Annotated in this window: 18 protein-coding genes and 1 riboswitch; of the genes, 11 read left to right on the top strand and 7 right to left on the bottom strand. The window is 73.3% G+C overall.

Going from position 1 to position 25186, the window contains the following annotated elements:
- Positions 1–87: 87 nt before the first annotated feature.
- Positions 88–150, top strand: a riboswitch (guanidine-III (ykkC-III) riboswitch).
- A 39-nt stretch (positions 151–189) separates the two neighbouring features.
- The 5 genes from ACTMMA_RS11700 (at position 190) to ACTMMA_RS11680 (ending at position 5369) form a co-directional block, all read left to right on the top strand.
- Positions 190–504: a DMT family transporter gene (locus ACTMMA_RS11700; protein ID WP_441190309.1), complete on the top strand. Its 315-nt coding sequence runs from the start codon at positions 190–192 to the stop codon at positions 502–504.
- Between the two features lies 1 nt (position 505).
- On the top strand, positions 506–880 hold the full coding sequence (locus ACTMMA_RS11695) for a DMT family transporter (RefSeq protein WP_441190308.1): 375 nt from the start codon (positions 506–508) through the stop codon (positions 878–880).
- Positions 881–947: 67 nt separating this feature from the next.
- Positions 948–1721, top strand: coding sequence for an ABC transporter ATP-binding protein (locus ACTMMA_RS11690; protein ID WP_441190307.1), 774 nt, complete (start codon positions 948–950; stop codon positions 1719–1721).
- Complete coding sequence (locus ACTMMA_RS11685) at positions 1721–4276, top strand: ABC transporter permease (protein ID WP_441190306.1); 2556 nt, start codon at positions 1721–1723, stop codon at positions 4274–4276. Before ACTMMA_RS11690 ends, ACTMMA_RS11685 begins: the two co-directional genes overlap by 1 nt.
- Positions 4277–4637: 361 nt before the next feature.
- Positions 4638–5369: a type 1 glutamine amidotransferase domain-containing protein gene (locus ACTMMA_RS11680; RefSeq protein ID WP_441190305.1), complete on the top strand. Its 732-nt coding sequence runs from the start codon at positions 4638–4640 to the stop codon at positions 5367–5369.
- Positions 5370–5455: 86 nt separating this feature from the next.
- On the opposite strand, the gene recD is transcribed toward ACTMMA_RS11680, so the two are convergent.
- Genes recD through recC form a run of 3 tightly spaced genes read right to left on the bottom strand, consistent with a single transcriptional unit; the run spans position 5456 to position 14243 of the window.
- Positions 5456–7282, bottom strand: a complete 1827-nt coding sequence (gene recD / locus ACTMMA_RS11675; RefSeq protein ID WP_441190304.1) for an exodeoxyribonuclease V subunit alpha — start codon at positions 7280–7282, stop codon at positions 5456–5458.
- Positions 7279–10746, bottom strand: coding sequence for a UvrD-helicase domain-containing protein (locus ACTMMA_RS11670; protein ID WP_441190319.1), 3468 nt, complete (start codon positions 10744–10746; stop codon positions 7279–7281). The genes recD and ACTMMA_RS11670 overlap by 4 nt, the downstream gene beginning before the upstream one ends.
- Positions 10747–10748: 2 nt before the next feature.
- A complete protein-coding gene (recC, locus tag ACTMMA_RS11665; protein WP_441190303.1) occupies positions 10749–14243 on the bottom strand; it encodes an exodeoxyribonuclease V subunit gamma in 3495 nt (1164 codons plus the stop codon).
- A gap of 128 nt (positions 14244–14371) precedes the next feature.
- Between recC and ACTMMA_RS11660 the strand changes: the two genes are divergently transcribed.
- Positions 14372–16741 carry a cell wall-binding repeat-containing protein gene (locus tag ACTMMA_RS11660; RefSeq protein WP_441190302.1) on the top strand — a complete coding sequence of 790 codons (2370 nt, stop codon included), beginning with the start codon at positions 14372–14374 and terminating at the stop codon, positions 16739–16741.
- Between the two features lie 19 nt (positions 16742–16760).
- Here the strand turns inward: ACTMMA_RS11660 and ACTMMA_RS11655 are convergent, their stop codons facing one another.
- Positions 16761–17225, bottom strand: a complete 465-nt coding sequence (locus ACTMMA_RS11655) for a YbaK/EbsC family protein (protein ID WP_441190301.1) — start codon at positions 17223–17225, stop codon at positions 16761–16763.
- 101 nt (positions 17226–17326) lie between these two features.
- On the opposite strand from ACTMMA_RS11655, the gene ACTMMA_RS11650 reads away from it, so the two are divergent.
- Positions 17327–17947 (top strand): CueP family metal-binding protein, encoded by a 621-nt coding sequence (locus tag ACTMMA_RS11650; RefSeq protein ID WP_441190300.1) that lies wholly within the window; start codon positions 17327–17329, stop codon positions 17945–17947.
- 263 nt (positions 17948–18210) lie between these two features.
- Here the strand turns inward: ACTMMA_RS11650 and ACTMMA_RS11645 are convergent, their stop codons facing one another.
- Genes ACTMMA_RS11645 through pdhA form a run of 3 tightly spaced genes read right to left on the bottom strand, consistent with a single transcriptional unit; the run spans position 18211 to position 21937 of the window.
- A complete protein-coding gene (locus ACTMMA_RS11645) occupies positions 18211–19749 on the bottom strand; it encodes a dihydrolipoamide acetyltransferase family protein (protein WP_441190299.1) in 1539 nt (512 codons plus the stop codon).
- On the bottom strand, positions 19746–20786 hold the full coding sequence (locus ACTMMA_RS11640; RefSeq protein ID WP_441190298.1) for an alpha-ketoacid dehydrogenase subunit beta: 1041 nt from the start codon (positions 20784–20786) through the stop codon (positions 19746–19748). Before ACTMMA_RS11640 ends, ACTMMA_RS11645 begins: the two co-directional genes overlap by 4 nt.
- Positions 20783–21937 carry a pyruvate dehydrogenase (acetyl-transferring) E1 component subunit alpha gene (gene pdhA, locus ACTMMA_RS11635; protein ID WP_441190297.1) on the bottom strand — a complete coding sequence of 385 codons (1155 nt, stop codon included), beginning with the start codon at positions 21935–21937 and terminating at the stop codon, positions 20783–20785. Before pdhA ends, ACTMMA_RS11640 begins: the two co-directional genes overlap by 4 nt.
- Before the next feature lie 103 nt (positions 21938–22040).
- Here pdhA and ACTMMA_RS11630 point away from each other — a divergent pair, with 103 nt between their 5' ends.
- The 4 genes from ACTMMA_RS11630 to ACTMMA_RS11615 all read left to right on the top strand — a co-directional run bounded on the left by ACTMMA_RS11630 (position 22041) and on the right by ACTMMA_RS11615 (position 25186).
- The gene (locus ACTMMA_RS11630) at positions 22041–22538 is read left to right on the top strand and encodes an Lrp/AsnC family transcriptional regulator (RefSeq protein WP_441190296.1); all 498 of its coding nucleotides are present in this window, start codon (positions 22041–22043) and stop codon (positions 22536–22538) included.
- Positions 22539–22651: 113 nt separating this feature from the next.
- Entirely contained in the window at positions 22652–23098 is a 447-nt protein-coding gene (locus ACTMMA_RS11625) for an FAD synthase family protein (protein ID WP_441190295.1), read from the top strand.
- A gap of 122 nt (positions 23099–23220) precedes the next feature.
- Entirely contained in the window at positions 23221–23991 is a 771-nt protein-coding gene (locus ACTMMA_RS11620) for a Wzz/FepE/Etk N-terminal domain-containing protein (protein WP_441190294.1), read from the top strand.
- Positions 23992–24001: 10 nt separating this feature from the next.
- Entirely contained in the window at positions 24002–25186 is a 1185-nt protein-coding gene (locus ACTMMA_RS11615; protein ID WP_441190293.1) for a Gfo/Idh/MocA family protein, read from the top strand.

Here is a 25186-nt window from a genome sequence, read left to right as displayed (position 1 = left end):
TCTGGAAACAACCACTCGCCGCGCTTGGTGGGGCAGGGGGCAACCATTCGGCGCGCCCGGTGGGAGGGGGCGTTGTTATCCTGGTTGACGGTGGCGTGAGCGTTGCCCCGGACGACGGTTCAGTACCCGGTGAAGACAAGACTGGCCAACCTTGAAAAGTTGACCTCTCGTCTTCAGGAGTGATCCGTCATGGACTGGGCCATCCTCATCGGCTCCGGCATCTTCGAGGCGGTCTGGGCGACCGCGCTCGGCGCCTCCCGCGGCCTGCGCCGCCCCCTCCCCACCGCGATCTTCGTCGTCGCCTCCGTCATCTCCATGTGGGGGCTGGCTGTCGCCATGCAGACCATCCCCACCGGGACCGCGTATGCGGTGTGGACCGCCACCGGCGCCAGCCTCACCGTGGGCTGGGCGATGGCCCGCGGCACCGAGCCTGCGACGCTCGTCCGGCTCCTGCTGCTGCTCGGCATCGTCGCCTGCGTCGTCGGCCTGAAGGCGGTGGCCTGAGATGGGGTGGGGCATCCTGCTGGTCAGCGCCGTGCTCGAGGCGGTCTGGGCGACGGCTCTCGGCGCGTCCGAGGGCTTCACCCGCCTCGGCCCGAGCATCGTCTTCGGCATCTTCTGCGTGCTGAGCCTGCTCGGCCTCGCGCAGGCGATGAAGCACATCCCCATCGGGACCGCGTATGCGGTGTGGACGGGTCTGGGGGCGGTCCTCACCGTCGCCTGGGCAGCCTTCACCGGGGTCGAGCCACTCACCCCGCTCAAGGTCCTCTTCCTGCTCGGGATCATCGGCTGCGCGGCCGGGCTGAAGCTGGCCTCCGCCGGCCCTGCGGTGGAGGCGACCGAGGAGACCGGGGCGAGCGACGTCATACCCAGGTCGTAGCCGCCCCGGCCCACGTCGCGACCGCCGACCGACGCCGGTCCCGGCCATGCCCACCTACGGTCAGACCATGACCTCAACCGGCACCACGAGCCCTGACGTGCGACGCGCGACCACCCTGGCCGCCAGCGCCATCGACCTGACCAAGACCTACGGCTCCGGCGAGACCGCCGTGCGAGCCCTCGACGGCGTCTCCGTCGGCATCGAGGCCTGGCAGTTCACCGCGATCATGGGCCCCAGCGGCTCGGGCAAGTCCACGCTCATGCACCTGCTCGCCGGGCTGGACGGCGCGACCTCGGGCCGCGTCTTCCTTGGCGACACCGAGCTGACCGGCCTGTCCGACAAGCAGCTCACGACGCTGAGGCGCCGCGCGGTCGGCTTCGTCTTCCAGGCCTTCAACCTGCTGCCCACCCTGACCGCGAGCCAGAACATCCGGCTCCCGCTCGACCTGGCCGGCCAGAAGGTCGACGCGGACTGGGAGCGCACGATCATCGACGGGCTCGGGCTGAGCGACCGGCTCGGCCACCGCCCCGGCGAGCTCTCCGGCGGGCAGCAGCAGCGGGTCGCCCTGGCCCGCGCCCTCGTCACCCGCCCCGACGTGATCTTCGCCGACGAGCCGACCGGCGCCCTGGACTCCACCACGGGGGCCGAGGTGCTGGGCATGCTGCGCCGCGCCGTCGACGAGTGGGGCCAGACCGTCGTCATGGTCACCCACGACCCGAACGCCGCGGCCGTCGCCGACCGGGTGCTCCTGCTCGCCGACGGGCAGCTGGCCGGCGAGATCCTCGACCCGGACGCCGACGCGATCCTGGCCGCCGTCCGCGACCTCGGCAAGGCGCTGTGATGGCCGGCTCCTGGATGACCGGCGGCCTGGCCTCGCGGGGCCGCCGGCTGCTGTCGGCCGCCGTCGCGATCATCATCGGCGTCGCCTTCCTGACCACGAGCCTGGCGGTGCTCCTCAGCGCCAAGGCCGGCCTGGAGGACGCGGTCGGCGCGGGTCTGCGCGACGCCGATCTGGTGCTGACCGGGCAGGCGTTCGTTCCGAAGGACTATGACGCCGTAGCCGCGGCCCAGGGCGTCGGTTCGGTCACCGGCGAGGCCTTCGTCTTCAGCGAGCGCGGCCCCGACTCCTACGTCAGCGGCACCAACCTGGCGACCAGCGGCCTCACCCTCCTCGAGGGGCGGATGCCACAGGCCGAGGGGGAGATCGTCGTCAACGACGACCTGGCCGAGGCCGGTTTCGGTGCTGGCGAGGAGCTCCGGCTGACGTCGATGCCCATGGACGAGGACGCCCAGCCGGCCACGGTCGTCCTCGACGTGGTCGGTGTCGTCAAGGCGGGCGACTTCAGCCCCATCTCCTTCGGTGAGGGCTTCCTCGCCGACGACGCCACGCTGCGCCTCGTCGACCCCATGGTCACCTATCAGTCCATCCGGGTGGACGTGGCCGACGAAGCCTCCGTCGACACGGTCCGCGAGACCCTGGCCGGCGCGCTGCCCGACGCGACGATCACGACCGGCCCGGAGGCGGCCGAGGAGCGCGTCTCAGCGATGACCGGTGGTACCGCCGTCATGGGTGCCATCCTGCTCGGCTTCGGCGCGGTCGCCCTGGCCACCGCCGCGATCGTCATCGCCAACACCTTCACCATCACCCTGGCCCAGCGCACCGGTGAGCTCGCCCTGCTGCGCTGCGTCGGCGCGACCAAGCAGCAGGTCCGCCGCTCGGTGCTGCTCGAGGCGCTGCTGCTGGGGCTGGTCGCCTCCGCGGTCGGTGTCCTGCTGGGCCTGGTCGGCGCCTGGGGCCTGGTCCGGCTCGGCGAACGCATGGACCTGGGTCTGCCGCTGGGCTCCGGCCTGAGTATCGACCCGGTCACCGTCCTGGCCCCGCTCGCGGTGGGCACGGTCGTCACCCTGTTCGCCCCCCTGTGGCCCGCGACCCGCGCCACCCGGGTCTCCCCGCTGGCGGCGCTGCGTCCGACGGGCGAGTCCAGCGAGCGGACCCGGATCAGCCTGGTCCGGGTCGGCCTGGCGGGTCTCCTGGTCGCCGGCGGCACCGCGCTGATGGTGTATGCGGCCACGAACCGCGACGTGCTCAGCGGCATCCTCGGTGGTTTCGTCAGCTTCGCCGGGGTGCTCGTGGGCGCGGCGGTCATCGTCCCGGCCGCGGTGCGTGCGCTGGGGCTGGGTGCCCGGGCGGCCGGTGTGCCCGGCAAGCTCGCGGTCGACAACGCCGTGCGCAACCCCGGCCGGGTCGCCGCCACCAGCGCTGCGCTCATCGTCGGGGTCACGCTCATCACGATGACCTCGGTCGGGGCCGCCTCCGGTCAGCGGACCGCGCTGGGCGAGATCGACAAGGAGTATGCGGTGGACCTCGTCGCGGAGACGGTCCCCGAGGCGGTCGAGGCCCTACCGGCCGACGGTCCGGCCGAGGAGGCCACCGGTGGTGAGGGCGACGGTGGCGAGGGCGGCCGCGTCCAGGACCAGATGGTCCCCGCCGCCGTGCCGTCCACCGTCCCTGCCGAGTTGGCCGCGGTGGAGGGCGTGGCCGCGGCGCTGCCGGTCGACACCGCATACCTGACCATGGACGAGGCCTGGGGCGAGACGCTCGCCATCGGCCTGGACCCGGCCACCGCCGGCCAGGTGATCCGCAGCCAGGCGCTCGTCGACTCCGTCCGCCCCGGGGTGGTCGGGATGAGCGACATGCAGCTGCTGATCCACGGCCTCGAGGTCGGTGACACCCTGCCCGTGCACGGCTCGGCCGGCAGCAAGGACCTGACGGTCATCGAGCTCGGGATGGGGTCGAGCACCATCGTGCTGCACGCCGACGACCTCGCCGCCCTGGACGGTGACCAGGTCGGCCGCGGTGCCGTCCTGCTCACACTGGAGGACAAGGCCGACATCGGCCAGGCCTTCAAGGACATCGAGGCGGTGACCCAGGACGCGACGATGAACGTCTCCGGCTCCGCCGCCGAGCGCGCCCGGATCACCCAGATCCTGGACGTCATGGTGCTCATCACCACCGCCCTGCTGGGGGTGGCCGTGCTCATCGCCGTGGTCGGCATCGCCAACACCCTGTCGCTGTCGATCATCGAGCGGCACCGCGAGCACGCGCTGCTGCGCGGTCTGGGCCTGACGCGCGGCCAGATGCGCACCATGCTCCTCGTCGAAGGCGTGCTGATCGCCCTGGTCAGCGCGGTGCTTGGGCTCCTGCTCGGCGTCGGTTACGCCGCCCTGGGCATCCAGACGATCCTGCCGGAGGACACCGCCCTGGACCTGGCGATCCCGTGGAGCCGCGTGGGCATCATCGTCGGCGTCGCGCTGCTGGCCGGGGTGCTCTCCAGCGTGCTTCCCGCCCGCCGCGCCACCCGGGTCAGCCCGGCCGAGGGGCTGGCGGCCGCATGATCTGCACCTAGACCGTCGGGTGCCGGCCCGGGACAGGCCGGCCCCGACCTCCGGGGGACCTCCGACGTCGGGACAACGTCGGGCGGTCCGCCCGCCGCGAGGGACACGCGGCGGGCCCACGGCCCGGTCGTGCCCAGGCGGGGTGGGCGCGACCGGGCCCTTCCCTGTCCGGTAGGGCTCCAGCTCCGGGCAGCGTGCCGGTTCGGGGCCGCGCGCCGGTGGCGACGGAGCCTCATACTGACGGCATGCCTCAGCAGGGACGGCGCAGCGTGCCGTCATGCGGCGGGAGCTGTAGCGCTCGAGGTGCGCCACCGCATACTCCTTGGTTGACTGGAGGGTCGTCGTCACCAAGGAGACCATCATGACCACCCCGCGCGTGCTCGCCCTCGTCACCAACGTCTCGGACTACCAGAAGGTGGGCTACCGGACCGGGCTCTGGCTGGGCGAGCTCACCCACTTCCAGGACGTCCTCGAGAAGGCGGGGTATGCCGTCGACGTCGCCAGCCCGCAGGGCGGCTACGTGCCCCTCGACCCCGAGAGCCTGTCCGCGGTGATGCTGAAGATGGGCGGCACCGACAAGCGCTACGAGGACCCCGCCTACATGAAGACCCTGCAGCACACCCGGGCCGCCGCGGACGTGGACGTCGCCGACTACGAGGCGGTCTACCTGGCCGGCGGGCACGGCACCATGTTCGACTTCCGCGACCCCCAGGTCGTGCGTCTCGTCGGCGCCTTCGCGGACGCCGGCAAGGTCGTCTCGGCCGTCTGCCACGGCCCCGCCGGGCTGCTGGACGTCACCCTGGCCGACGGCACGCCGCTGCTGGAGGGCCGCAAGGTGACCGGCTTCTCGTGGCGCGAGGAGAAGGTCGCGGGACGCCGCCGGGCGGTGCCCTTCAACCTGGAGAAGGAGCTGGGCCAGCGGGGCCGCTACGGCAAGGCCATGCTGCCGATGAAGAGCCACGTCGTCGTCGACGGCACCCTGGTGACCGGCCAGAACCCGATGTCCGCCTCGGGCGTCGGCGATGAGGTCGTCAAGCTGCTCAAGAAGGCGGCCAAGCGGGCGCGCAAGCAGGGCGCCGCCATGGGGAGCTGACCGACGACGACGCGGCTAGGGCTGCGGGCAGGCGGCCTCGGTCGGCACCGGAGTCGCCCGACGTCATGGAGGTCAGGGTATGAACATCAGGGCGCGGGCGGCGCCCCGGCGAGGCGTTGCCGCAGGCCGCTGGCCCGGACGACCCGCCGGCCGACCGCGGCGCGCACGGCCTGCTCGCTGGCCACCACACGGACCCGCTCCTGCGCCCGGGTGACCGCGGTGTAGAACAGCTCCCGGGTCAGCAGCGGGGAGTCCTCGTCGGGCAGGAGCACGGTGATCTCCTTGGCCTGGCTGCCCTGGGCCTTGTGCACGGTCATGGCGTGCATCGTCTCGACGTCGCCCAGCCGGCTCGGCGCGAAGCGGTGCGCCCCGGTGGCGCCCTCGATGACGGCCATCCGCACCGGCGTCCCGTCCGGCTTGTGCGACTGCACGACGACGCCGGCGTCGCCGTTGAGCACGCCGGTGGCGTAGTCGTTGGCGGTGACCAGGAGGGGGCGGCCGACGTACATCGGGTCGTAGAAGGTCAGGCCGGTGTCCTCGGCCAGCCAGGTCTCGACCAGCGAGTTCCAGGTCCGCGCGCCGAAGGGGCCCCGGCGGTGCGGGCAGAGCAGCCGGTGGGCACCGAGGGCGGCCAGGGCCGCGCCGGTGTCCTGGTTGCGTGCGGCGGTGAGTACCGCTCGCGCGTGCCTGGTCAGCAACGGGCGCAGGTATGCGGCAGGGTCGGGGTCGGCGACCCACTCCACCTCGGTGCTCCCCGCAGAGAGCTCCGCCACGACGGCGTCGGCGTCGCCGGTGCGCAGCGCCTCGGCCAGCGCGCCGATGGTCTCGCCGAAGCGGTGCACCGTGCGCAGCCGGGCCAGGGCGACGGGTGAGTCCGCGCTGGCCTCGGCGCCGGCGACGAGGTCGGCCAGCACCGCACCGGCGTCCACCGACACCAGCTGGTCGGCGTCCCCGACAAGGATCAGCCGGGAGGTGGGGCGCAGCGCCTCGAGCAGCCTGGCCATGTGGGTCAGCGAGACCATCGAGGCCTCGTCCACCAGCACGACGTCGTGGGGGAGCCGGTTGGTCCGGTCGTGCCGGAAGCGGGTGCTGCTGTCGGGGCGCCAGCCCAGGAGCCGGTGGAGGGTCATCGGCTCGACGGTGGTCAGCGACTCCACCACCGAGCGGGCCTCGGGGTCCTCGGTGCGCTCCAGGATCTGCCCGAGCGCCTCGGTGACCGCGACCTTCACGCGGGCCGCGGCCTTGCCGGTGGGGGCGGCCAGGCCGACCCGCAGGCGTCGCTCGCCGGCGGCGTGGGCCTGGTCGGCGAGCAGCGCCAGGACCCCGGCCACCGTCGTCGTCTTGCCCGTGCCGGGACCGCCGGTGATCACGCTGGTGCGGGAGCGGGCCGCCAGCTCGGCCGCGGCCCGCTGCTCGGCGTAGCCCTCGCCCGGGAAGATCCGCGCCAGGCCCTCGGCGAGGACGGCCTCGTCGACGGGGGGTGCCGGGAGGGCGGCGCGGGCACGCAGGTCGTCGACGACCTGGACCTCCTGGTGGTGGTAGCGCTGGAGGTAGACCAGCCCGTGCTCGACGACCACGGCTCCCTGGGCGACCAGCTTGCTCGCGGCCACCTGCTTGGTCCACCCCTCCGGGTCTGGCCACGGCAGGCCGGGCAGCGCCTGCCTGCCGGCGGTGGCGAGCGCGGCCAGGTCGGCACCGACCGAGCCGGAGCGCAGCGCCCGCGCGGCCATCGCGGCGGCCAGCACCGCGGCGTCGTCCTGCTCGTGGGCGATCCGCGCCAGGGTGGCGGCCAGGTGCACGTCGGCGGAGGTGACCACCCCGTGGCTGTTGAACTCCCCGAGGATGCCCTTGGCCCCCCTGGCCAGGCGGCGGTCGTGGCGGTCGACGTGCTCGATGACGTCCAGGATCGTCATGCCGGCACCTCCTCGACGGTCCCAGGAGCAGGCTCGGACCGGCCGGTGCCGTCGAGCAGGTCGGAGACGGCCAGCACCAGCGCCACCGGCGGCTTCCAGGAGAAGACGCCGCACGGGTGACCGTCCACGACAGGAGTGTCGGGCCCGCACATCCCGCGGACGTAGAGGTAGAGGACCCCGCCGAGGTGGCGGGCCGGGTCGTACCCGGGCAGCCGCCAGCGCAGGAAGCGGTGAGCGACGACCGAGTAGAGCAGCGCCTGGAGCGGGTAGGAGGAGTGGCCCATCGCCTCGTCGAGCTTCTCCGGCCGGTAGTGCGCGGCGGTCAGCGGCTCCTCGCCGCTGCCCAGCCAGTTGGTCTTGTAGTCGACCACCAGGTAGCGCCCGCCGGTGCGGAGCACGACGTCCACCGACCCGGTGAGGTAGCCGCGCAGCTGCTGGGCGCCCAGCTCCGGGGCGGCGTCGAGGACGTCGGCCCAGCCCCGCACCGGGTCGCCCGCGGGCAGGTGGCTGCGCAGCAGCGGGGCGAGGTCGCCGAGCACGGCGTGGGCCTGCCCGTCCCCCGGGTCGCGCGGTGGCGAGCCGGCGCCGCGGTGGCGGCGCTGCTGCATACGCCCCTCGTCCCCTCCGCCCAGGGGGAGCTCGAAGTCGAGCTCGCAGAGGCGGTCCGCGCGGCCGATGCCGGCCAGGGTCGCGTCCGTGGCCAGCGGGCCGAGCGGGGAGCGGCAGACCGCGACCAGGGCGTCGGCGAGGGTCTCGCGCAGCCACCGCTCGTCACCCTGGTCGGAGCGCACCGGCCAGTAGACCAGCTGCTCCTCGATGTGGCCCAGCAGCTCCGCGCGCAGGTCGGGAGCCTGCGGGTCTGCGTGCTCGAGGACGCCGTGCACCAGGGAACCGAAGGTTGCGCCGACGGGCAGGTCGGCCATGGGAGAGGGCACGTCGCTGCCGCTGGGCGCCTCGTCGAGGCCGGGCAGCGGTGGAGCCTGGTCCAGGACCGGGGTGGGGGTCTCGGGCTCGTCCTCGACGGCGGTCACCTCGCCCTCCGGCTCGCTCCCGACGCCGCCGGTCAGCTCGTGGCCCTGGTCGTCGCGGGGCGTGGACAGGGCGGTGTATGAGGTGCGCCGCCAGTCGGTGTCGATGCGGCGGGTCCAGGTGCCGGCGCGCAGCGCGCTGGTCTCTGCCTCGGGGGAGGACTCGGGGACCTCCGCGTGGTCGGCGCGCTCCAGCGTGAAGGCACCCCGCGTGGCCCACTCGCCCAGGATCTCGGTGGCCCTGGCGTCCCCGGGCACCTGGGCCACCGGCGGCACCGGTCCCTCCCCGGGTCGGCGGCCGAAGAGGACCCGGTGCAGGGGCGCGGGTCCGGTGTTGTACTTGGTCGGCGACCACCAGGTGACCACCTGGGACTGGGCCCGGGTCAGCGCGACGTAGAGCAGGCGCAGGGACTCGCCCGCGTCCTCCTCCTTGTGCCGGCGGACCGACCCGGCCCACTCGTTGTTGCCCCCGCCCTTGCCGCCGACGTCGATGGCGCGGGTGCGCTCGGGCTCGTCGTCGTGGAAGAGCGGGATCTGCGGGTCCCGGCCGATGTTGCGGTCGGTCAGGGAAGGCAGGTAGACGATGGGGTACTGCAGGCCCTTGCTGCCGTGGATGGTCACCAGTTGCACCGCGGCGGCGTCGCTGTCCAGCCGGCGGGTGCGGGCGCCGGCCGAGGTCGGGGTGTCCTCGGCCATCTGCAGGCGCAGCCACTCCAGGAGGGTGACCAGCCCCAGCTCGCCGTCCCGGCCCGCCTCGTGCAGCAGCTCGGCGACGTGCTTGATGTCGGTGAGCGTCCGCTCGCCCCCGACCAGACCCAGGACGCGCCCGGTCAGCCCGTCAGCGGTCAGCCGCTCCAGCACGGCTGCGATCCCCTGGCGGGCGTAGACGGAGGCGAGCTCACGGACCCGGTGGGCCAGGTCGTCGTCGAGGGACTCCCCGCCCGCGTCGACGTCGGCCAGCGACAGCCCGAGTAGGTCGGTCAGCGCCGCGGCGCGGGTGAGCGTGGAGCGGTGCGGGGCGACCATCGCCTCCAGCAGGGTGAGCCAGTCCTGGGCGGCCTGGCTCTCCAGCACCGAGGAGCCGCCGGTGCTGACCGCGTGGATCCCGACCTCGCGCAGGGCGGCCTGGGCGGCGAGGAGGTCCTTGGACTTGTAGGCCAGGACGGCGACGTCGTGGGCCCGCACCGGGCGCCCGTCGAAGGTCGCGCCGGAGGCGAGCAGGGTGGCGACGTCCAGGGCCAGGTCGCGGGCGATGTGGGCGCGGGTCGCGCCGATCTTGTCGTCGCCGTGCAGGTGGTCCTGGCCCAGCACCTGACGCAGACGGACCGCCCCCGGCTTCGGCGCGCCGGCCAGGCGGCCCTCGGTCAGGTGGGGCGTGACCGGGTGGACGGCGATGTCCGGGTCGCCGAGCTCGGCGCCCTCCAGGAGCACGCGCAGGGCCGTGACGACCTCGGGGTCGGAGCGGAAGTTGCGCGGCAGGGTGTACCGGTCGACGGCGCTGCGGGCGGCGGAGAGGTAGGTGACGATGTCGCCGCCGCGGAAGGCGTAGATGGCCTGCTTGGGGTCCCCGATGAGGACCATGGCGCGCGCGTGGCCGTGGAAGGCCCGCTCGAGGACCTGCCACTGGATCGGGTCGGTGTCCTGGAACTCGTCGACCAGCACCACCTTCCACCGGTGGCGCATCCGCTCCCGGGCCGGGGAGTCCTCCTTCTCCAGGGCTGCGGCGAGCTGGGTGAGGAGGTCGTTGTAGTGCATCACCTGGAGGCGCCGCTTGCGGGTGTCGATCTCGGCCCGCACGGCGCGGGCGAACCTGGCGCGACGGGCCGCGGATGTCGTGGGGTCGGCGGTCCGGGGCCGGATGTCGGCGTGGATGTCTTCTACCGCGGCGCGCGCGATGGTCAGGGCCTCGCCGCGGGTGAAGGCGGGCTCGCCCTCGCCGGCGAAGCGCCCCAGGTAGAGGTCGTCGACGACCTCCACCAGCAGGTCGTCGAGGTCCTCGACGAGCTCGGCGGAGGCGTCGGTGGTGCCTGCGACACCCAGGCTGCGCAGCACCTGCTGGCAGAACTGGTGCACGGTCGCGATCGTGGCCGCGTCGAAGCTGGTCAGCGCCGCCCGGACGCGGGCGTGGCGGCGGCCCCGCTCCTCCTCGTCGGCGTCGAGCAGGTGGGCAAGCAGCTCGTTGCCGTTGCCGTTGCCGGCGTCGCCCGTGGCCAGTGCCCGCTCCGCCTCCGCGAGCTGCTCGCGGACCCGGGCGCGCAGCTCCTGGCTGGCAGCCCGACTGAAGGTCACCACCAGCATCTCCGGCAGCGTCACCTCGCCCTCGGCGACGAACCGGGTCACCAGCGCCGCGATGGTCCAGGTCTTGCCGGTGCCCGCGCTCGCCTCGAGCAGGAGCGTGCCGGAGGGCAGCGGCGCGGTGATGGAGAAGGGTCGCATCGTCACAGCTGCATCAACCTCTCGGGGCCCTCGGTCAGGACCGGCCCCCACACCCGCAGCGCCAGCTGGCCCAGCCGGTGCGGGACGCCGGCCACCCACTGCTCGTCCTCGCGGGGGGTGCCCAGGATCGAGGGGTATGCGGCCGGGCCGCCGTGGACCCGGCTCCACGACGGGTCGTGCTGCTCCTTGGTCCCGTAGCTCGTGTCGCCGGTGGTCCACTCGTAGGTGCCGGCTTTGTAGTCGGCGGCGTTGACCTTGCCGGTCTTCAGGTAGGTCTCCGCCCAGACCTGCGTGGTCGCCAGCGGCAGCGGCAGCACCTCGCGCAGCCCGCGGTCGCGCAGGTCGACCAGCTGGGCGAGCAGCTCCCGTGCCCGCTCGGACTCGTGCGGGCCGTGCGAGGCGTGGACGAAGCCCTTCTTCCCGCCCCAGCGGTACTGCCCGAAGACGTTGCTCGTCGCGGTCGCGTCCCCGTCGGCGGCCAGGGCGAGCGAGACGATCCAGGAGCGCAGGCGCTGCTTGGCCCGCACCGTGGAGTAGGTGGCGGTGAGGGCGTGTCCGAGGACCAGGCCCGGCACGGTGCCCACGACGAGGCGCCCGTCCGGCAGCCTGGCCTCGACGTCCCTCGCCTCGCGCTCCAGCGGCCGGCCCCAGCCGCCCTGGTGCACCGCGCCCCAGGTCGCCTCGCACAGGGCGGTCACCCGGGTGACGATGTCGGTGAGGGTGGTGTGCCCGAGGTTGTGCGGCGGCAGCTCCCCGCGCCAGAGCTCGGCGTCGACGATGGCCTGGCACTCCCGGCCGGCCAGCGCCGACTGCAGGATGCGCTCGCCGATGGCCCACTGCTGCAGCCCGTCGAGCTCGATCGGGATGCCTTCCCCGGCCAGCTCGGGCACCTCCGGCAGGTAGACCCCGACCCGGGAGCGCAGGAACGCGCGGGCGGGGTTGTCGAAGAACCGGAGCAGGTCGTCGAGCTGGACGTCCTCGGCCGGCCGCTCGGGCAGGAGGTAGGAGGCCAACGGCGCCGGGCTCGCCGGCTCGGCCTCGCGGGCGGTGGCCCCGGCCAGTGCCGCGGGGTCGTAGCTGAACGGCTCGCCGCCAGGCCGGAGGTGGTCGCCGTCGAGCCCCGGGCGCCCCAGGTTGCGCGGGTCGAAGGGCTGCAGCGGGTGCCGCGTCACGACGCGTGCCGTCGGCAGGTCGGCGGTGGCGCGGACGGCATCGACCAGCTCACCGAGCGGGACCGCCGGCGGCCGGGCCTGACCGCTGTGCTCGTCCGCGCCGGTGTAGGTGATGACCAGGGTGTCGCCGGCCGCCATCACCGCGTCGAGCAGCAGCTGGCGGTCCTCGCTGCGGGCGTCGCGCTCGCCGGTCACCGGACGCCGGGCGAGGACGTCGTCGCCGTCGGGCACGGCCGAGCGCGGGAACACCCCGTCGTCCATCCCGACCAGGCACACCACGCGGTGCGGGACCGAGCGCATCGGCACCATCGTGCAGACGGTCAGGGTGCCGGTCCGGAAGTTGCTGCGGGTGGCCCGCCCGGCGCCGTGCTCGGCCAGCAGCGCGCGGACGTCGGACAGGGCCATGGACGTCCCCGACCCGGCGGCGGCCCGGATCCGGCTCAGCTCGCGCTCGAGCTGGGTCACCTGCCAGGCGTCGCGGTAGGTGGTGTCGGCCAGGTCCAGCACGCCCTCCTGCAGCAGGTCCAGCCACCGGTCGACCCCGTCGGCCTCCCTCAGGCCCCGCAGGACGTGGCCGAGCCGGTCGACGAGCTCGGCCAGCCGGCCGGCGAGGTCGATGTCCCCGCTGTCGAGCTCGTCCAGGGCCAGCGTGGTGCCCAGGTGGTCGTGGTCGCGCCCGTCGAGCGCGGCCCCGACCAGGACCCGGTCGAGGCCGGCGCGCCAGGTGTTCTGGGGCAGGTTGTGCAGGTCGTAGTCGGTGCGGTGCTCCGCGTCCAGCCCCCACCGGATCGTCACCGCCTCGACCCAGTCCCCGATCCGCTCCAGCGCGTCGTCGTCCAGCCCGAACCGCTGCCGCACGGGGGCGGACCGGGCCAGGTCGAGCACCTGGCTGGCGGTCAGGCGTGACCCGGCCAGCTCCACCAGACGGTGGGCGAGGGACAGCAGCGGGTTGGTCTGCAGCGGCGCCCGGTCCGCGAGCCGCACCCGCAGCAGGTGGGCCGGGTGGGCCACGGACGCCGCGTCGTCACGGACGACCTCGGCCAGGCCGAAGCCGGCGTGCACGAGCGGGGCGAAGGCGTCGATGTCAGGGCACATCACGAGGATGTCCCGCGGCTCCAGGCTCGGGTCGTGCTGGAGCAGGTCGGCCAGCACGTCACGCAGCACCTCGATCTGGCGGGCCCGGCCGTGGCAGGCGTGGACCTGGATGCTGCGATCGTCGGTGGCGATCACGCGGGACTGCTGCTCGGCCCGGTCCGGCACGTGGTCCTGCGCGAGGTCCTGCTGGAGGTGCTCCAGCAGGGTGCGCGGGGCCGTCGACGGGCGCTCGTCAGGGGCGTTCGCAAGAGCCGGGACGTCCGCAACGGACGGGGCGGCGTCGAGACGGTCGCCCAGGGGCCGGTCGGCAGCGCCGGCCACGGCGAGGGTCCGCTGCAGCTCGCGCATGTCGCGGCCCAGGCTGGCCAGGAGCGGGTGCTGCACCAGGCCCCCGGAGCTGTCCTGGGCGCGGGGGACCGGTCCGGCGCCGGCGGCGCCCGCGAGGGCGTCCCAGGAGGCGTGGGAGGCCTGCGGGAGCCAGAGGTGGACGTCGCGGTGCTGGCCCAGGGCCGAGAGGACCTCCACCTCGCTGCGGGCGATACGGGTGTGGCCGAAGAGGGAGAGTCGACCGGGCAGCTCCAGCCCGGGGATGCTGGGGCCGCTGCCCTGCTCCAGGGCCTGCACCACCCGGGCCTGACGCACGTCGGGAGGCTCGGCGTCCACGAGGCCCAGCACGCGCCGGTAGAGCTCGGGCTGCCAGCGCAGGTCCTCGGGCACCTGCCCGCCCAGCCCGTCGCCGTGACCGCCCTCGCGCCAGTCGGTGAGCAGGCTCGGCCGCTGCGCCGCATAGTCGGCGAGCAGACCCGCGAGCCGCCGCGCCACCGCATACCGACGCCCCCGACGCAGCTCGAGCTCGCTGCCGCTCAGCCCCCACCCCAGGTGCGTCGAGAGCGTCGCCGCCCACGGCTCGCCGAGGCTGGCGTCGATCGCCCGGAGCACGGGCCAGGCCAGCTGGGCGGGGTGCCACGGGTCGTCGCGCTCGATGCCGAGGACCATGGCCACCAGCGAGTGCGGGTTCAGGAAGCGCACACCCGCGCAGACGCCGTCGCCGCCGCGCGGCCCCGCCCCGAGGCGGTGCGAGAGCCGCTGGGCCAGCCAGCGCTCCACACCTCGCGCGGGGACCGCGACGACCTCCTCGGCGAACGGGTCCTCCAAGGGGGGGCCGAGCAGCACGGCCAGCCCCTCCGCCAGGTCGGCGGTGGAGGCGGCCCGGTGCACGTACAAGGTCACGGCTCGACCCTAACGGCGACCTCTGACGGGCCTGCGGTAGACATCTCTTTCGGGAACCGGTGCAACATCTGGGGGCGGTCACCTCGTCACCCCTGGAGACACCGCCGTCGACGAAGAAGGGGAATGCTGTGATCAACCACGCGAGGAAGGCAGTGGTGGGGGCGGTCGCGTCGGGCGCGCTGACGCTGGGCGTCCTGGGGGTGCAACCGGCCCTGGCGTCCGAGGAGACCGACTCTCCACCGCCGGACCTGGTGCAGGCGGTGGAGACCGACCTCGGCATGACCTGGCAGGAGTTCGTCCGCGCCGGGGCCCAGGTGGAGGGGGCGGCGGCCACGATCGAGGCAGCCCCGACCGGCCAGGTCGCCCGGCTCACCGCCGACGGCGTCGACCTGACCTCCGCGCAGACCCTCGGCGACGAGGGGCAGGGAGTCAGCCCCTTCGTCGACCTGGACGCGGTGCGCGAGGCCTACCTGCGCGAGGTCGGCCCGGAGGGGCTCACCGGTGTGGCGATCACCCTCGAGGGGTATGAGGTGCTGGTCGCCGACCCGGAGGAGGCCGGCGAGCGCGGCCGCACGGCGCCGGAAGGAGAGCTGGTCTCCCCGGCCGAGTGGGGCCGCCGCAACGGCGTCATCGTCTCCGGCACCTCCGGCGACCCGCAGCCGGCCGCCACCGTGCGCGGCGGCACGCCGATCGCCTTCAACGGCGTCGGCTGCAGCCACGGCTTCAACGGCTGGTATCAGGGCAAGACCCGCGGCATCGCCGTCGGGCACTGCGTCACGATGGGCGGCACCAACGTGACCTGGGGCAACGGCTCCTACCTGGGCACCGTGGACTGGTACCAGTTCGGTGCCCCCGGATCAGGGTGGGAGACCTACGGCACCGACCTGTCCACATACACCATCGCCAGCGGGATCAGCGCCCCTCCGGAGATCTCCACCGCCAACGGCGCCCTGACCATCACCGGCCGCGCGGCGGCCGTGCTCGGCATGCCGGTCTGCAAGCAGGGCCGGATGACCGGCTGGACCTGCTCGACGGTCACCAAGATCGGGTGGCAGTGGATCGGTGACGGGTCCGGCGACATCACCAGGCCCAAGCGCTGGGTGTGGTCGCTCTTCGCCGACACCCGGATCATCCCCGGCGACTCCGGCGGCCCGTGGGTGAGCGGTCGCAAGGCGGTCGGCGTGACCTCTTCCTACGACTGGCACGACGACGGCAGCCCCTACTCCACCGCCGCGCTACTCACCTCGCTCGACGAGTACCGCCCCGGCGCCCAGGTCAGGGTCTGGCTCGGCCGGTCCGTCCTGAGCTTGGCCACCTACACCGACAGCTACACCGCCCGCGCCCGCTGGTCGGCCGGGTCCACCGTCTCGGGCCGGATGACGACGTTCTCCGGCGACTCCGTCTCGGCCGGGACGGTCGTCGACGTCCGCGTCGACGGCACCCTCGTCGCCTCGCCCAAGGTCGTCGCGGACGGTGCCTTCAGCTTCACCTACCCGGGCTCCGACAGCAGCACGCACACGGTGACCTTCCAGGCCCGCAGCGGTGACTCGCGCGGGTCGACAGTCACCGTGACCGACCAGCCCTCCGGCACCGTGCCGAAGCTGGTGCGGCACAGCGGCTCCGACCGCTACTCCGTGGCTGCCGACATCGCCCTGTCCACGTGGTCTGGGCGCGACGTCGGCACCGTCTACCTGGCCTCCGGCCAGACCTTCCCGGACGCGCTCTCCGGCAGCGCCCTCGCCGGCAGCGAGGGCGTCCCGGTGCTGCCGACCCGCAAGGGCAGCCTGCCCAGCGCGAGCCGCGACGCCCTGGTCCGGCTGGCCCCCGAGCGCGTGGTCGTGCTCGGCGGGACGGCGACCGTGGCCTCCACCGTGGTCGACGAGGTGCGGGCGCTCGGCCCCTCGGTGTCCCGGATCGCCGGGGCTGACAGGTATGAGGTGTCGGCCAACATCGCTGCGATGTATCCCTCCGCGAGCACCGTCTTCGTCTCCGCCGGCAGCGCCTTCGCCGACGGTCTGGCCGCATCGGCCCGCGCCGGCGTCCTGGACGCCCCGCTGCTGCTGAGCAAGACCGCCGTCCTGCCCGACGCCGCCGTCGCCCAGCTCGAGCGGCTGCGGCCCTCCAAGATCGTCATCGTCGGCGGACCGGTCTCGGTGAACCCCTCGGTCGAGACCCAGCTGCGCCAGTATGCGGCCGAGGTGATCCGTGTCGGTGGGGACAACCGCTACGAGGTCGCGGCCAACGTGGCCCGTCTCTACTGGGTGCCGGCCAACCAGGTCTGGCTCGCCAAGGGGACCGACTACCCGGACGCGCTCGCCGCAGCCCCGGCGGCCGCCCTCAACCGCAGCCCGGTGGTCCTGACCAAGCCCTCCGTGCTGCCGGCGGTGACGACCTCGGCGATCAAGCGGCTCAAGCCGCCGGTGATCCACCTCGCGGGCGGCCCCGACTCGATCACCTCTGCGGTCGCGGAGGAGCTGCGTTGGCTGACCTTCCGCTGATCGGGACGGCCCGGATGCCTCAGCGCACCCGGGCCGGCGTCCCGCCGGTCAGGCGCACGAGCTGCTCGAAGGTGAGCGCCATGACGGTATCGGGCGTCCCGCCCGCCGCCCAGACCTCGTCGAAGCGCTCCAGATCCACGTCGACGAGAGCCGGCAACCGGCTCGGGTGACCGGCGGGGGCGACCCCGCCGATCGCCATACCCGTCGCCTCCCGGACGAAAGACGCGCTCGCCCGCTCCACCCGCTGCGCGTCCACCGTGCGCGCGATCAGGTCGGTGTCCACCCGGGCGGCCCCGCTGGCCATGACCAGCAGGGGCTCCCCGTCGCGGTCGAAGACGAGGCTGTTGGCGATCGCCGCGACCTCGCAGCCGATCTGCTCGGCAGCCAGGGCGGCGGTCCGGGCGTGCTGGTCGAGCCAGACCATGCGCGGCTCGATCCCGGCGGCGGTCACCGCGTCGAGGACGACCTGGTTGGTGGGGTGCATGGGCCCGATTGTGCCGTAGCGACTTCCCTGCCGGCGTGCAGGTGGCTCCCAGGCTGTCCTACTACGCTGCGTAGGTCCCGACGTGTCCCGAGGAGGACCCCATGCGCACCGCCGCCGCCCTGTCCCTGCTGACCGCCGTCACCCTCGCGCTGTCCGGGTGCTCCACGGCGCAGGACCAGCCGAGGGAGAGGGCGACCTCAGCCGCCGCTTCGCAGACCTCGACCCACGCCGCCGCGCTCCCGGAGCCGGTCGCCGCGCAGCTCGCCGCCCTCGGCGTGCCCACCGACGACGTCAAGGAGCTCATCACCACCCTCGACCAGGTCGAGCAGGCCCGTCCGCTGGCCGTCCAGGCCTCGGTCCGGCACGACGAGGTCATCCTGACCGACGGGCAGCAGGAGGCCACGCTGGCCGTGCCCGGCGACGAGGTCTACGTCTCCGTCGCGCCCTACGTGCACCAGACCCACGACTGCTTCTTCCACGCCCTCGGCGGGTGCCAGGGCGAGCTCGTCGGTGAGCAGGTGCACGTCACGATCACCGACAGCGACGGGGAAGTCCTCGTCGACGAGGACGCCACCACCTATGCCAATGGCTTCGTCGGCTACTGGCTGCCCAAGGACCGGACCGGCACGATCGAGATCACCCAGGGCGACCGCAGCGGGATGGTCGAGCTCGACACCGGCCCCGACGGGGCCACCTGCATCACCACCCTGCAGCTGCGCTGACGACCTGGGCGGCGGGAGCGTGGTCGTCAGCGGGGGTACCACCTGTCCGGGTGAATCCTGGCTGAACGTTCGCGCGATCCCACACGTCTGTCGGCGCCCGGTGCCATGCTCGTCCCAGACGCCCGGCAGCGGGCCGGACGCGGAGCAGAGGGGGCAGGACCATGGCGCACGGCGACATCACCCCACGTCGACATCCCGGCCTCTACGAGGGCGTCACCGGCGGCGAGGACGCTCCCGCGGAGTGAGGTCGGGCGGGGGCGTGCTCACAGGTCGGCGAGCAGCGCCCCCGGCTCCTCCACACAGTCGGCGACGAACCGCAGGAAGCCGCCCGCGGTCCCGCCGTCGCAGACCCGGTGGTCGAAGGTGAAGGACAGCTGCGTCACCTTGCGCACCTTGAGCTTGCCCTTGCGGACCCACGGCTTGTCGATGATGCGGCCCACGCCGAGCATCGCGGCCTCGGGGTGGTTGATGATCGGCGTCGAGCCGTCCACCCCGAAGACGCCGTAGTTGTTGAGCGTGAACGTCCCACCGGTCAGCTCGGCCGGCGTCAGCCTGCCGTCGCGGGCCTTCTCGGTCAGCTCGCGCAGCGCGGTCGCCAGCTCGGTGGTCGTCATGGCGTCGGCGCCGTGGACCACGGGGACCACCAGGCCGCGGGGGCTCTGCGCGGCGAACCCCAGGTTGACGATGCCGTGGTGGACGATCTCGCCGGCCTCGAGGTCCACGGAGGAGTTGAGGGCGGGGTATGCGGCCAGGCCGGCGACGGTGATCCGCGCCAGGAGGGGGAGCACCCCGATGCCGGCGCCGGGGCGGGCGGTCTTGAGGGCGTCCTTGAGCTTCATCAGCCCCGTCGCGTCCACGTCGACCCAGGTGGTGGCGTCGGGGATCTCGCGGCGCGAGGTGGAGAGCCGGTCGACCATGATCCGCTGCACGCCCTGGATAGGCACGCGCACGTCCTCACCGCGACTGCGCGGGCCGGCGCTCCCGGCAGCCCTCCCTTCACCGACCGGACGCGCCGCGTGCACGCCCTCAGCCCCACCGGACGCGCGCGGTGCACGGGTTTCAGCACCACCGGACGCGCCGGGTGCCTGCTCGCGCGCGGCCTCAAGGTCCGCGCGGCGGATCACGCCGGTCGGGCCGGGCTTCACCGTCGATAGGTCGATGCCCCACTCGGCCGCGAGCTTGCGGACCAGGGGTGAGATGACGCGCACCGCCCGACCGCTCGATTCGCCACTTCCTGCGCTCGGTGCAGTGGAATCCGCGCCACTTGGTGCGCTCGGTGCAGTGGAATCCGCGCCACTTGGTGCGCTCGGTGGGGTGGAATCCGCGCCACTTGGTGCGTTCGGTGGGGTGGGAGCGGTGTTGCGGTTGCGGCTGCGGCGGCGTCGGGCGGGGCCGTCGCCGGCGCCGTAGCCGATGAGCGGGCGCTCGGGGGCGTCGTCGGAGGCGACGGTGGACTCGTGGGCGGGGGGCCTGGTCCCGGCGCGCTCCTCGGTGCGGTACTGGTCACCGCCGGCACCGCCACGCCCGTCCTCGCCCGGACTCTCACCCTCGCCGGGGTCGCCGCCGATCGTGATCAGCGGCGCACCGACCTCCAGGACCGTTCCGGGCTCGGCGTGCAGCCGGGTGACGACTCCGGCGGCGGGGCACGGGACGTCGACGGCGGCCTTGGCGGTCTCGACCGTCACCACCTCCTGGTCGATGCTCACCTCGTCACCGACGGCGACGTGCCAGGAGACGATCTCGGCCTCGGTCAGGCCCTCGCCGAGGTCGGGGAGCTTGAAGACGTGGGCGGTGGTGCTCACGCGCGCACCCCCGAGGCCTCGGCGCCGGCGTGCGTCAGGTCGGGCTCGTCGTCCCACTGCAGCCGCTCGATCGTGTCCAGGACACGGTCGACGCCGGGCAGGTAGGTGTGCTCCAGGATCGGCGGGGGATAGGGGATGTCGAGCCCGCTGACGCGCAGCACCGGCGCGGCCAGCGAGTGGAAGCAGCGCTCGGAGACGCGGGCGGCGATCTCGGCGCCCATCCCGGCGAAGCCCTGCGCCTCGGCGAGCACCACGGCCCGCCCGGTCCTGCGCACCGACGCCTCCACGGTCGCGTCGTCGAAGGGCACCAGCGAGCGCAGGTCGATGACCTCCACGCTCCAGTCCTCCTCCGCGGCCGCGACCTCGGCGGCCTTGAGCGCGTGCGGCGCCTGCGGGCCGTAGGTGATGAGCGTGACGTCGCTGCCCTCGCGCCGCACGACGGCCTTCCCGATCGGCTCGGTCGAGGTCGGCAGCTCTAGCGGAGCCTTGGACCAGTAGAGCGACTTCGGCTCCATGAAGACCACGGGGTCCTCGGAGGCGATCGCCTCGCGCAGCAGGCTGTAGGCGTCGGCCGGGGTCGACGGCGTGACGACGTGCAGACCCGGGGTGTGCACGTAGTAGCCCTCGGAGGAGTCGCAGTGGTGCTCGACGCCACCGATGCCACCGGCGTAGGGCACCCGGATCACCATCGGCAGCGTCATTCTCCCCTGCGTCCGGTTGCGCATCTTGGCCACGTGCGAGGCGACCTGCTCGAAGGCGGGGTAGCCGAAGGCGTCGAACTGCATCTCGACCACCGGGCGGAAGCCCTGCGTGCAGAGCCCGATCGCGAAGCCGGCGATGCCCGCCTCGGCCAGCGGGGTGTCGAAGCAGCGCTCCTCACCGAACTCCTTGGTCAGGCCGTCGGTGATCCGGAAGACGCCACCGAGCGTGCCGACGTCCTCGCCGAAGACCAGGACCGAATCGTCCTCGCGGATCGCGTCGCGCAGCGCCGCGTTGAGCGCCTGGGCGTATGTGGTGGGGCGGGGTTCGGTGCTCATCGCGCCTCCTCCTTGCTCGGGCTGGCTCCGGTCGGGCCGGGGCTGGCGGCGCTGGCGGTGCCGGCCAGCTCGCGGCGCACCATGTCCATCTGCTCGCGCAGCTGCGGCGTGGGCTCGTCGTAGACGTGGGCGAAGAGATCCATCGGGTCGACGACCGGCTCGGCGTTCATCCGCGCGCGCAGGTCCGCGGCCATCGCCTCGGCCTCGGCCTTGACCTCCTCGATGCGGGCGTCGTCGAGGCCGCCCTGGGAGACCAGGTAGGCCTGCAGCCGCACGATCGGGTCCTGGCCGGTCCATCCGTCGACCTCGTCCGCGGTGCGGTAGCGGGTCGCGTCGTCGGCGTTGGTGTGCGCCTCCATCCGGTAGGTGTGCGCCTCGACCAGCATCGGGCCCCGGCCGGAGCGGGCGTGCTCGCGGGCGGCGCGCATCACGGCCAGCACGGCGGCCGGGTCGTTGCCGTCGACCTGCTCGCTGCGGACGCCGTAGCCGATGCCCTTGTAGGCCAGCGACGGCGCCTTGGTCTGCTTGGCGAGCGGCACGGAGATGGCGTACTTGTTGTTCTGCACGAAGAAGACGGCCGGGGCGTCGTAGACCGCGGCGAAGTTGAGGCCCTCGTGGAAGTCGCCCTCGGAGGTGGCACCGTCGCCGATGAGGCACAGCGCGATCCCGTCGACTCCGCGTCGGCGTAGGCCGTCCGCGGCCCCTGCGGTGTGGACCGCCTGGGTCGCCAGCGGCGTGCACTGGGGCGCGGTGCGGGTCGCGGCGGGGTCGTAGCCGCAGTGCCAGTCGCCGCGCAGCAGGGTCAGCACCTCGACCGGGTCGATGCCGCGGGTGACCAACGCCATCGAGTCGCGGTAGGTCGGGAAGACCCAGTCGTTCTCCTCCAGGCACAGCATCGAGGCCACCTGGCAGGCGTCCTGGCCGCGGGAGGAGGGGTAGACCGCCAGGCGTCCCTGCTTGGTCAGCGCGGTGGCCTGCGCGTCGAAGCGTCGGCCGATCACCATCGCCCGCCACACGGCGAGCAGGTCGTCGGTCGAGGGCATGGCGTAGCCGCGGGCGCCGGCCTGCTCGCCCGGCTCGACGGCGGTGCCGTCGGGGGCGATCAGCTGCACGGGCTCGGCGCAGGGCAGCAGGTCGTGGATGTCGCTCATCGTCGAGGGCCTCCTGGTTGGACGTCTGCCCTCCATCGTCCCGCGTCGTGACCGATGGCCTCAACGACAGCGCCAATGTCAAGACGTCTGGCACAGTTGAGGCATGAAGGATGACCAGACGTCCAGTGTGATCCAGGACACCTCGGGGGTGGCGAGACAGGTGGCGCCAGGTCTGGACGACACCGACCGGGCGATCGTGGCCGAGCTGCGTCGGGACGGGCGGTTGTCGGTCCGCGCGCTCGCCGAGCGGCTGCACATCAGCCGCGCCACCGCATACTCCCGGCTCGAGCGGTTGCACCGCGACCAGGTGATCACCGGGTATGCGGCGCGCGTGGACCCGGAGCAGCTGGGGCTGACGACGGCCGCCTACGTCTCGGTCTCGATCGAGCAGGGTTCGTGGCGTGAGGTGCTGGAGGCGATGTCGGCGCTCCCCGGGGTGCAGAAGGTCGCGCTCGTCGGCGCGGAGTTCGACATGCTCGTCGAGGTGCGGGCGCGCGACAACCACGAGCTGCGTGACGTCGTGCTCGAGCAGATCCAGGCGGTCCCGGGGGTGCGTGGCACCCGCACCTGGCTCGTCTTCGAGAGCTGGCAGACCGGCTGATCCGCACGGGGCGCGGAAATCATCCTTAAGGCTCATGCCTGACTCCCTGATGGCTGCCAGGGTGGTGAGTGCTCGGCCACCGTGATGGCCGACGGGGATGTTGGGAGTCGTCGATGCAGGGATTGACGGACCGCCCACCTGGGCGGATCGGCTATGTGCCAGGGGTGTTCGACATGCTTCATGTCGGACACCTCAACATCTTCACGCACGCCCGTGGGGCCTGCGACCACCTCATCGCGGGGGTGGTCACCGACGAGCACGCCGCGTTGGTCAAGGGGCGGCTCCCGGTGGTTCCGCTCGTGGAGCGCGTGGAGATGGTCCGGCACTGCCGGCTGGTGGACGAGGCCGTGGTGGAGGACGCCTCCACCAAGCTGGAGATGTGGCGGCGGCTGCGCTTCGACGTCATCTTCAAGGGTGACGACTGGCGGGGCACGCCTCGGGGTGCGGCGCTGGAGGAGCTCATGGCGACGGTCGGCGTCGAGGTCGTCTATTTCCCCTACACCGTCCACACCAGCAGCACCCTCCTCCGAGGGGTGCTCGAGGACTGGGCGGCCTCCTAGCACGACCGCCCACCGTCGCCGACGGTGGACGAAGACTCCACGGTGCAGGGCCGTCGGAGAGCAGGGCGGATGGACCGGACCGTGACTCGGTCCATCCGGAGGGCGACGAAGGAGTGTTTTCGGTGCAGAACCGGACGAGCGTGATCAGCCTGTCGAGCGTGCTGGCCAAGGGCTGGGGCTGGATCGTCAGGCTGGCGTTGCTCGGTGCCGCCCTCGGGGTGGCGGCGGGCTTCTTGTGGCCCAAGACCTACGAGGCCAGCGCCGTCCTCATCCTGAGCGAGCAGCCGGGCGGGCAGCTCAGCATGGAGACCGAGCAGCTGGTCGCCTCCTCCACCGAGATCATGACGCACGCGGCCGAGGGCCTGGGGACGACGGCCGCGCAGGTGCGGCAGGCGGTGTCCGTGTCCGTGCCTCGCGGGGCGAAGGCGCTGCGGTTCACGGCCGAGGCCGACCAGGCCGGGCGTGCGGCCGAGCTGGCCAACGCCGTCGCGGTCGCCTACCGCGACCAGGGGACCGATGCCGCGGCGCTGGAGGCGCAGGTCGGCCAGCTGCAGGCTCGGGTCGACGACCTGGGTGACCGCCTGGCGGAAGCGACCCCCGGGTCGTCCCGGGCGAGGGCGCTGGTCGCCGAGCTCGACTCCACCGAGCAACAGCTGCTGGACCTGCAGATCGCGGCGGAGGCACCCGCGCAGCAGCGCGGGCGGCTGGTCACGCCGGCGGTGGCGCCGTCGTCACCGGCCACCCCGGGGGTCGTCGTCTTCGGGGCAGGCGGGCTGATGGCAGGGGCGATCTCGGGGGCGGCGCTGGCGATGCTGCTGGGTCGTCTGGCGCTGCGTCAGGTGCCGCCACGCACCGTGGGCACAGTCCGTGCAGGGCGTAAGAACACTCGATGAAGGAGCAGATATGAGCAGGGAGAAGTTGCGGGTCGGGCTGGTCGGTGTGGGGAAGATGGGTCTTTCCCACCTGTCCATGATCAGGGCGCACCCCGAGGTTGAGGTGGTGGGCGTCTGCGACTCCTCCCGGCTGCTCCTCGACGTGCTGTCCCGCTACACCGGCGTCACGACCTACACCCGGATGGGTGATCTCATCGAGCGGGCGCGTCCGGAGGCGCTCGTCATCGCCACCCCGACGAGCTCGCACCACCCGCTCGTCCAGGAGGCCCTGGCGAGCGGGCTGCACACGTTCTGCGAGAAGCCGCTGACCCTCTCCCCGGCGGAGTCGCTCGAGCTCGCCGCACTGGGCGAGGTCCGCGGGCTCCACACGCAGGTGGGCTACCACAACCGGTTCGTCGCCTCCTTCCAGGAGTGCCAGCGGCTCGTGGCCACCGGCGCGATCGGCAAGGTGGTGCACGCGCACGGCCAGGCGGAGGGACCGGTGGTGCTGCGCAGCCCGGGCGCGAGCTGGCGCTCGCGCCGGGACCAGGGCGGCAGCTGCCTCTACGACTACGCGGCCCACCCGATCGACCTGCTCAACTGGTGCCTCGGGGAGCCCGTGGCGGTGTCGGGGACCGTCGTGGCCCCGATCTTCTCTCCCGCCACCGACGACGCCGTCTACGCCACGATCCGTTACCAGGACGACGTGAGCGCCCAGCTGGCCGTGAACTGGTCGGACGAGTCCCAGCGCAAGATGTCGACCCAGCTGTCCATCTGGGGCACCCAGGGCAAGATCACCGTCGACCGGCAGGCCTGCCAGGTCTACCTGCGTGCCGGCGCGAAGATGCCGGAGGGCTACCGGAGCGGCTGGAACATCCGCTACACCACCGAGCTGACCCCGACGGGGTGGTTCTACCTCAGGGGCGAGGAGTACAGCGCCCAGCTCGACTACTTCGTCACCAGGTCCATCGCCAGGCGGGACCGGGTCCGGACCGTCGATGAGCCGATCAACAGCTTCCGCAGCGCCGCGCGGACCGACGAGGTCATGGACATGCTGCTGCGCGACTCGACCGCGTGCGCCTGGACCAACCCCGCCGGGAGCGGTCCTGTGGAGGAGCTCTCGCCGACCGCCCGGACCCGCAGGCCGCGTCGCAGCTCGGCGCTGGCGCTCCTGACCGGGGCGCGGGCCGTGGCCTCGCTGGCGAGGATGAGGTAG

Origin of the sequence: Ornithinimicrobium panacihumi (assembly GCF_052073805.1) — a bacterium.
Lineage (GTDB): Bacteria > Actinomycetota > Actinomycetes > Actinomycetales > Dermatophilaceae > Ornithinicoccus > Ornithinicoccus panacihumi.
The sequence above is the reverse complement of the archived record's forward strand: the minus strand, read 5'-3'. Positions and strand labels throughout refer to the sequence as shown.

What these genes read in the sequence shown, in the direction of transcription:
- ACTMMA_RS11690 (WP_441190307.1), top strand. Translation starts at nt 948, where the DNA reads ATGACCTCAACCGGCACCACGAGCCCTGACGTGCGACGCGCGACCACC.
- ACTMMA_RS11650 (WP_441190300.1), top strand. Translation starts at nt 17,327, where the DNA reads ATGCGCACCGCCGCCGCCCTGTCCCTGCTGACCGCCGTCACCCTCGCG.
- pdhA (WP_441190297.1), bottom strand. Translation starts at nt 21,937, where the DNA reads ATGAGCGACATCCACGACCTGCTGCCCTGCGCCGAGCCCGTGCAGCTG.
- ACTMMA_RS11670 (WP_441190319.1), bottom strand. Translation starts at nt 10,746, where the DNA reads ATGCGACCCTTCTCCATCACCGCGCCGCTGCCCTCCGGCACGCTCCTG.
- ACTMMA_RS11655 (WP_441190301.1), bottom strand. Translation starts at nt 17,225, where the DNA reads ATGCACCCCACCAACCAGGTCGTCCTCGACGCGGTGACCGCCGCCGGG.
- ACTMMA_RS11680 (WP_441190305.1), top strand. Translation starts at nt 4,638, where the DNA reads ATGACCACCCCGCGCGTGCTCGCCCTCGTCACCAACGTCTCGGACTAC.
- ACTMMA_RS11640 (WP_441190298.1), bottom strand. Translation starts at nt 20,786, where the DNA reads ATGAGCACCGAACCCCGCCCCACCACATACGCCCAGGCGCTCAACGCG.
- ACTMMA_RS11615 (WP_441190293.1), top strand. Translation starts at nt 24,002, where the DNA reads ATGAGCAGGGAGAAGTTGCGGGTCGGGCTGGTCGGTGTGGGGAAGATG.
- ACTMMA_RS11630 (WP_441190296.1), top strand. Translation starts at nt 22,041, where the DNA reads ATGAAGGATGACCAGACGTCCAGTGTGATCCAGGACACCTCGGGGGTG.
- ACTMMA_RS11695 (WP_441190308.1), top strand. Translation starts at nt 506, where the DNA reads ATGGGGTGGGGCATCCTGCTGGTCAGCGCCGTGCTCGAGGCGGTCTGG.
- recD (WP_441190304.1), bottom strand. Translation starts at nt 7,282, where the DNA reads ATGACGATCCTGGACGTCATCGAGCACGTCGACCGCCACGACCGCCGC.
- ACTMMA_RS11685 (WP_441190306.1), top strand. Translation starts at nt 1,721, where the DNA reads ATGGCCGGCTCCTGGATGACCGGCGGCCTGGCCTCGCGGGGCCGCCGG.
- ACTMMA_RS11625 (WP_441190295.1), top strand. Translation starts at nt 22,652, where the DNA reads ATGCAGGGATTGACGGACCGCCCACCTGGGCGGATCGGCTATGTGCCA.
- ACTMMA_RS11700 (WP_441190309.1), top strand. Translation starts at nt 190, where the DNA reads ATGGACTGGGCCATCCTCATCGGCTCCGGCATCTTCGAGGCGGTCTGG.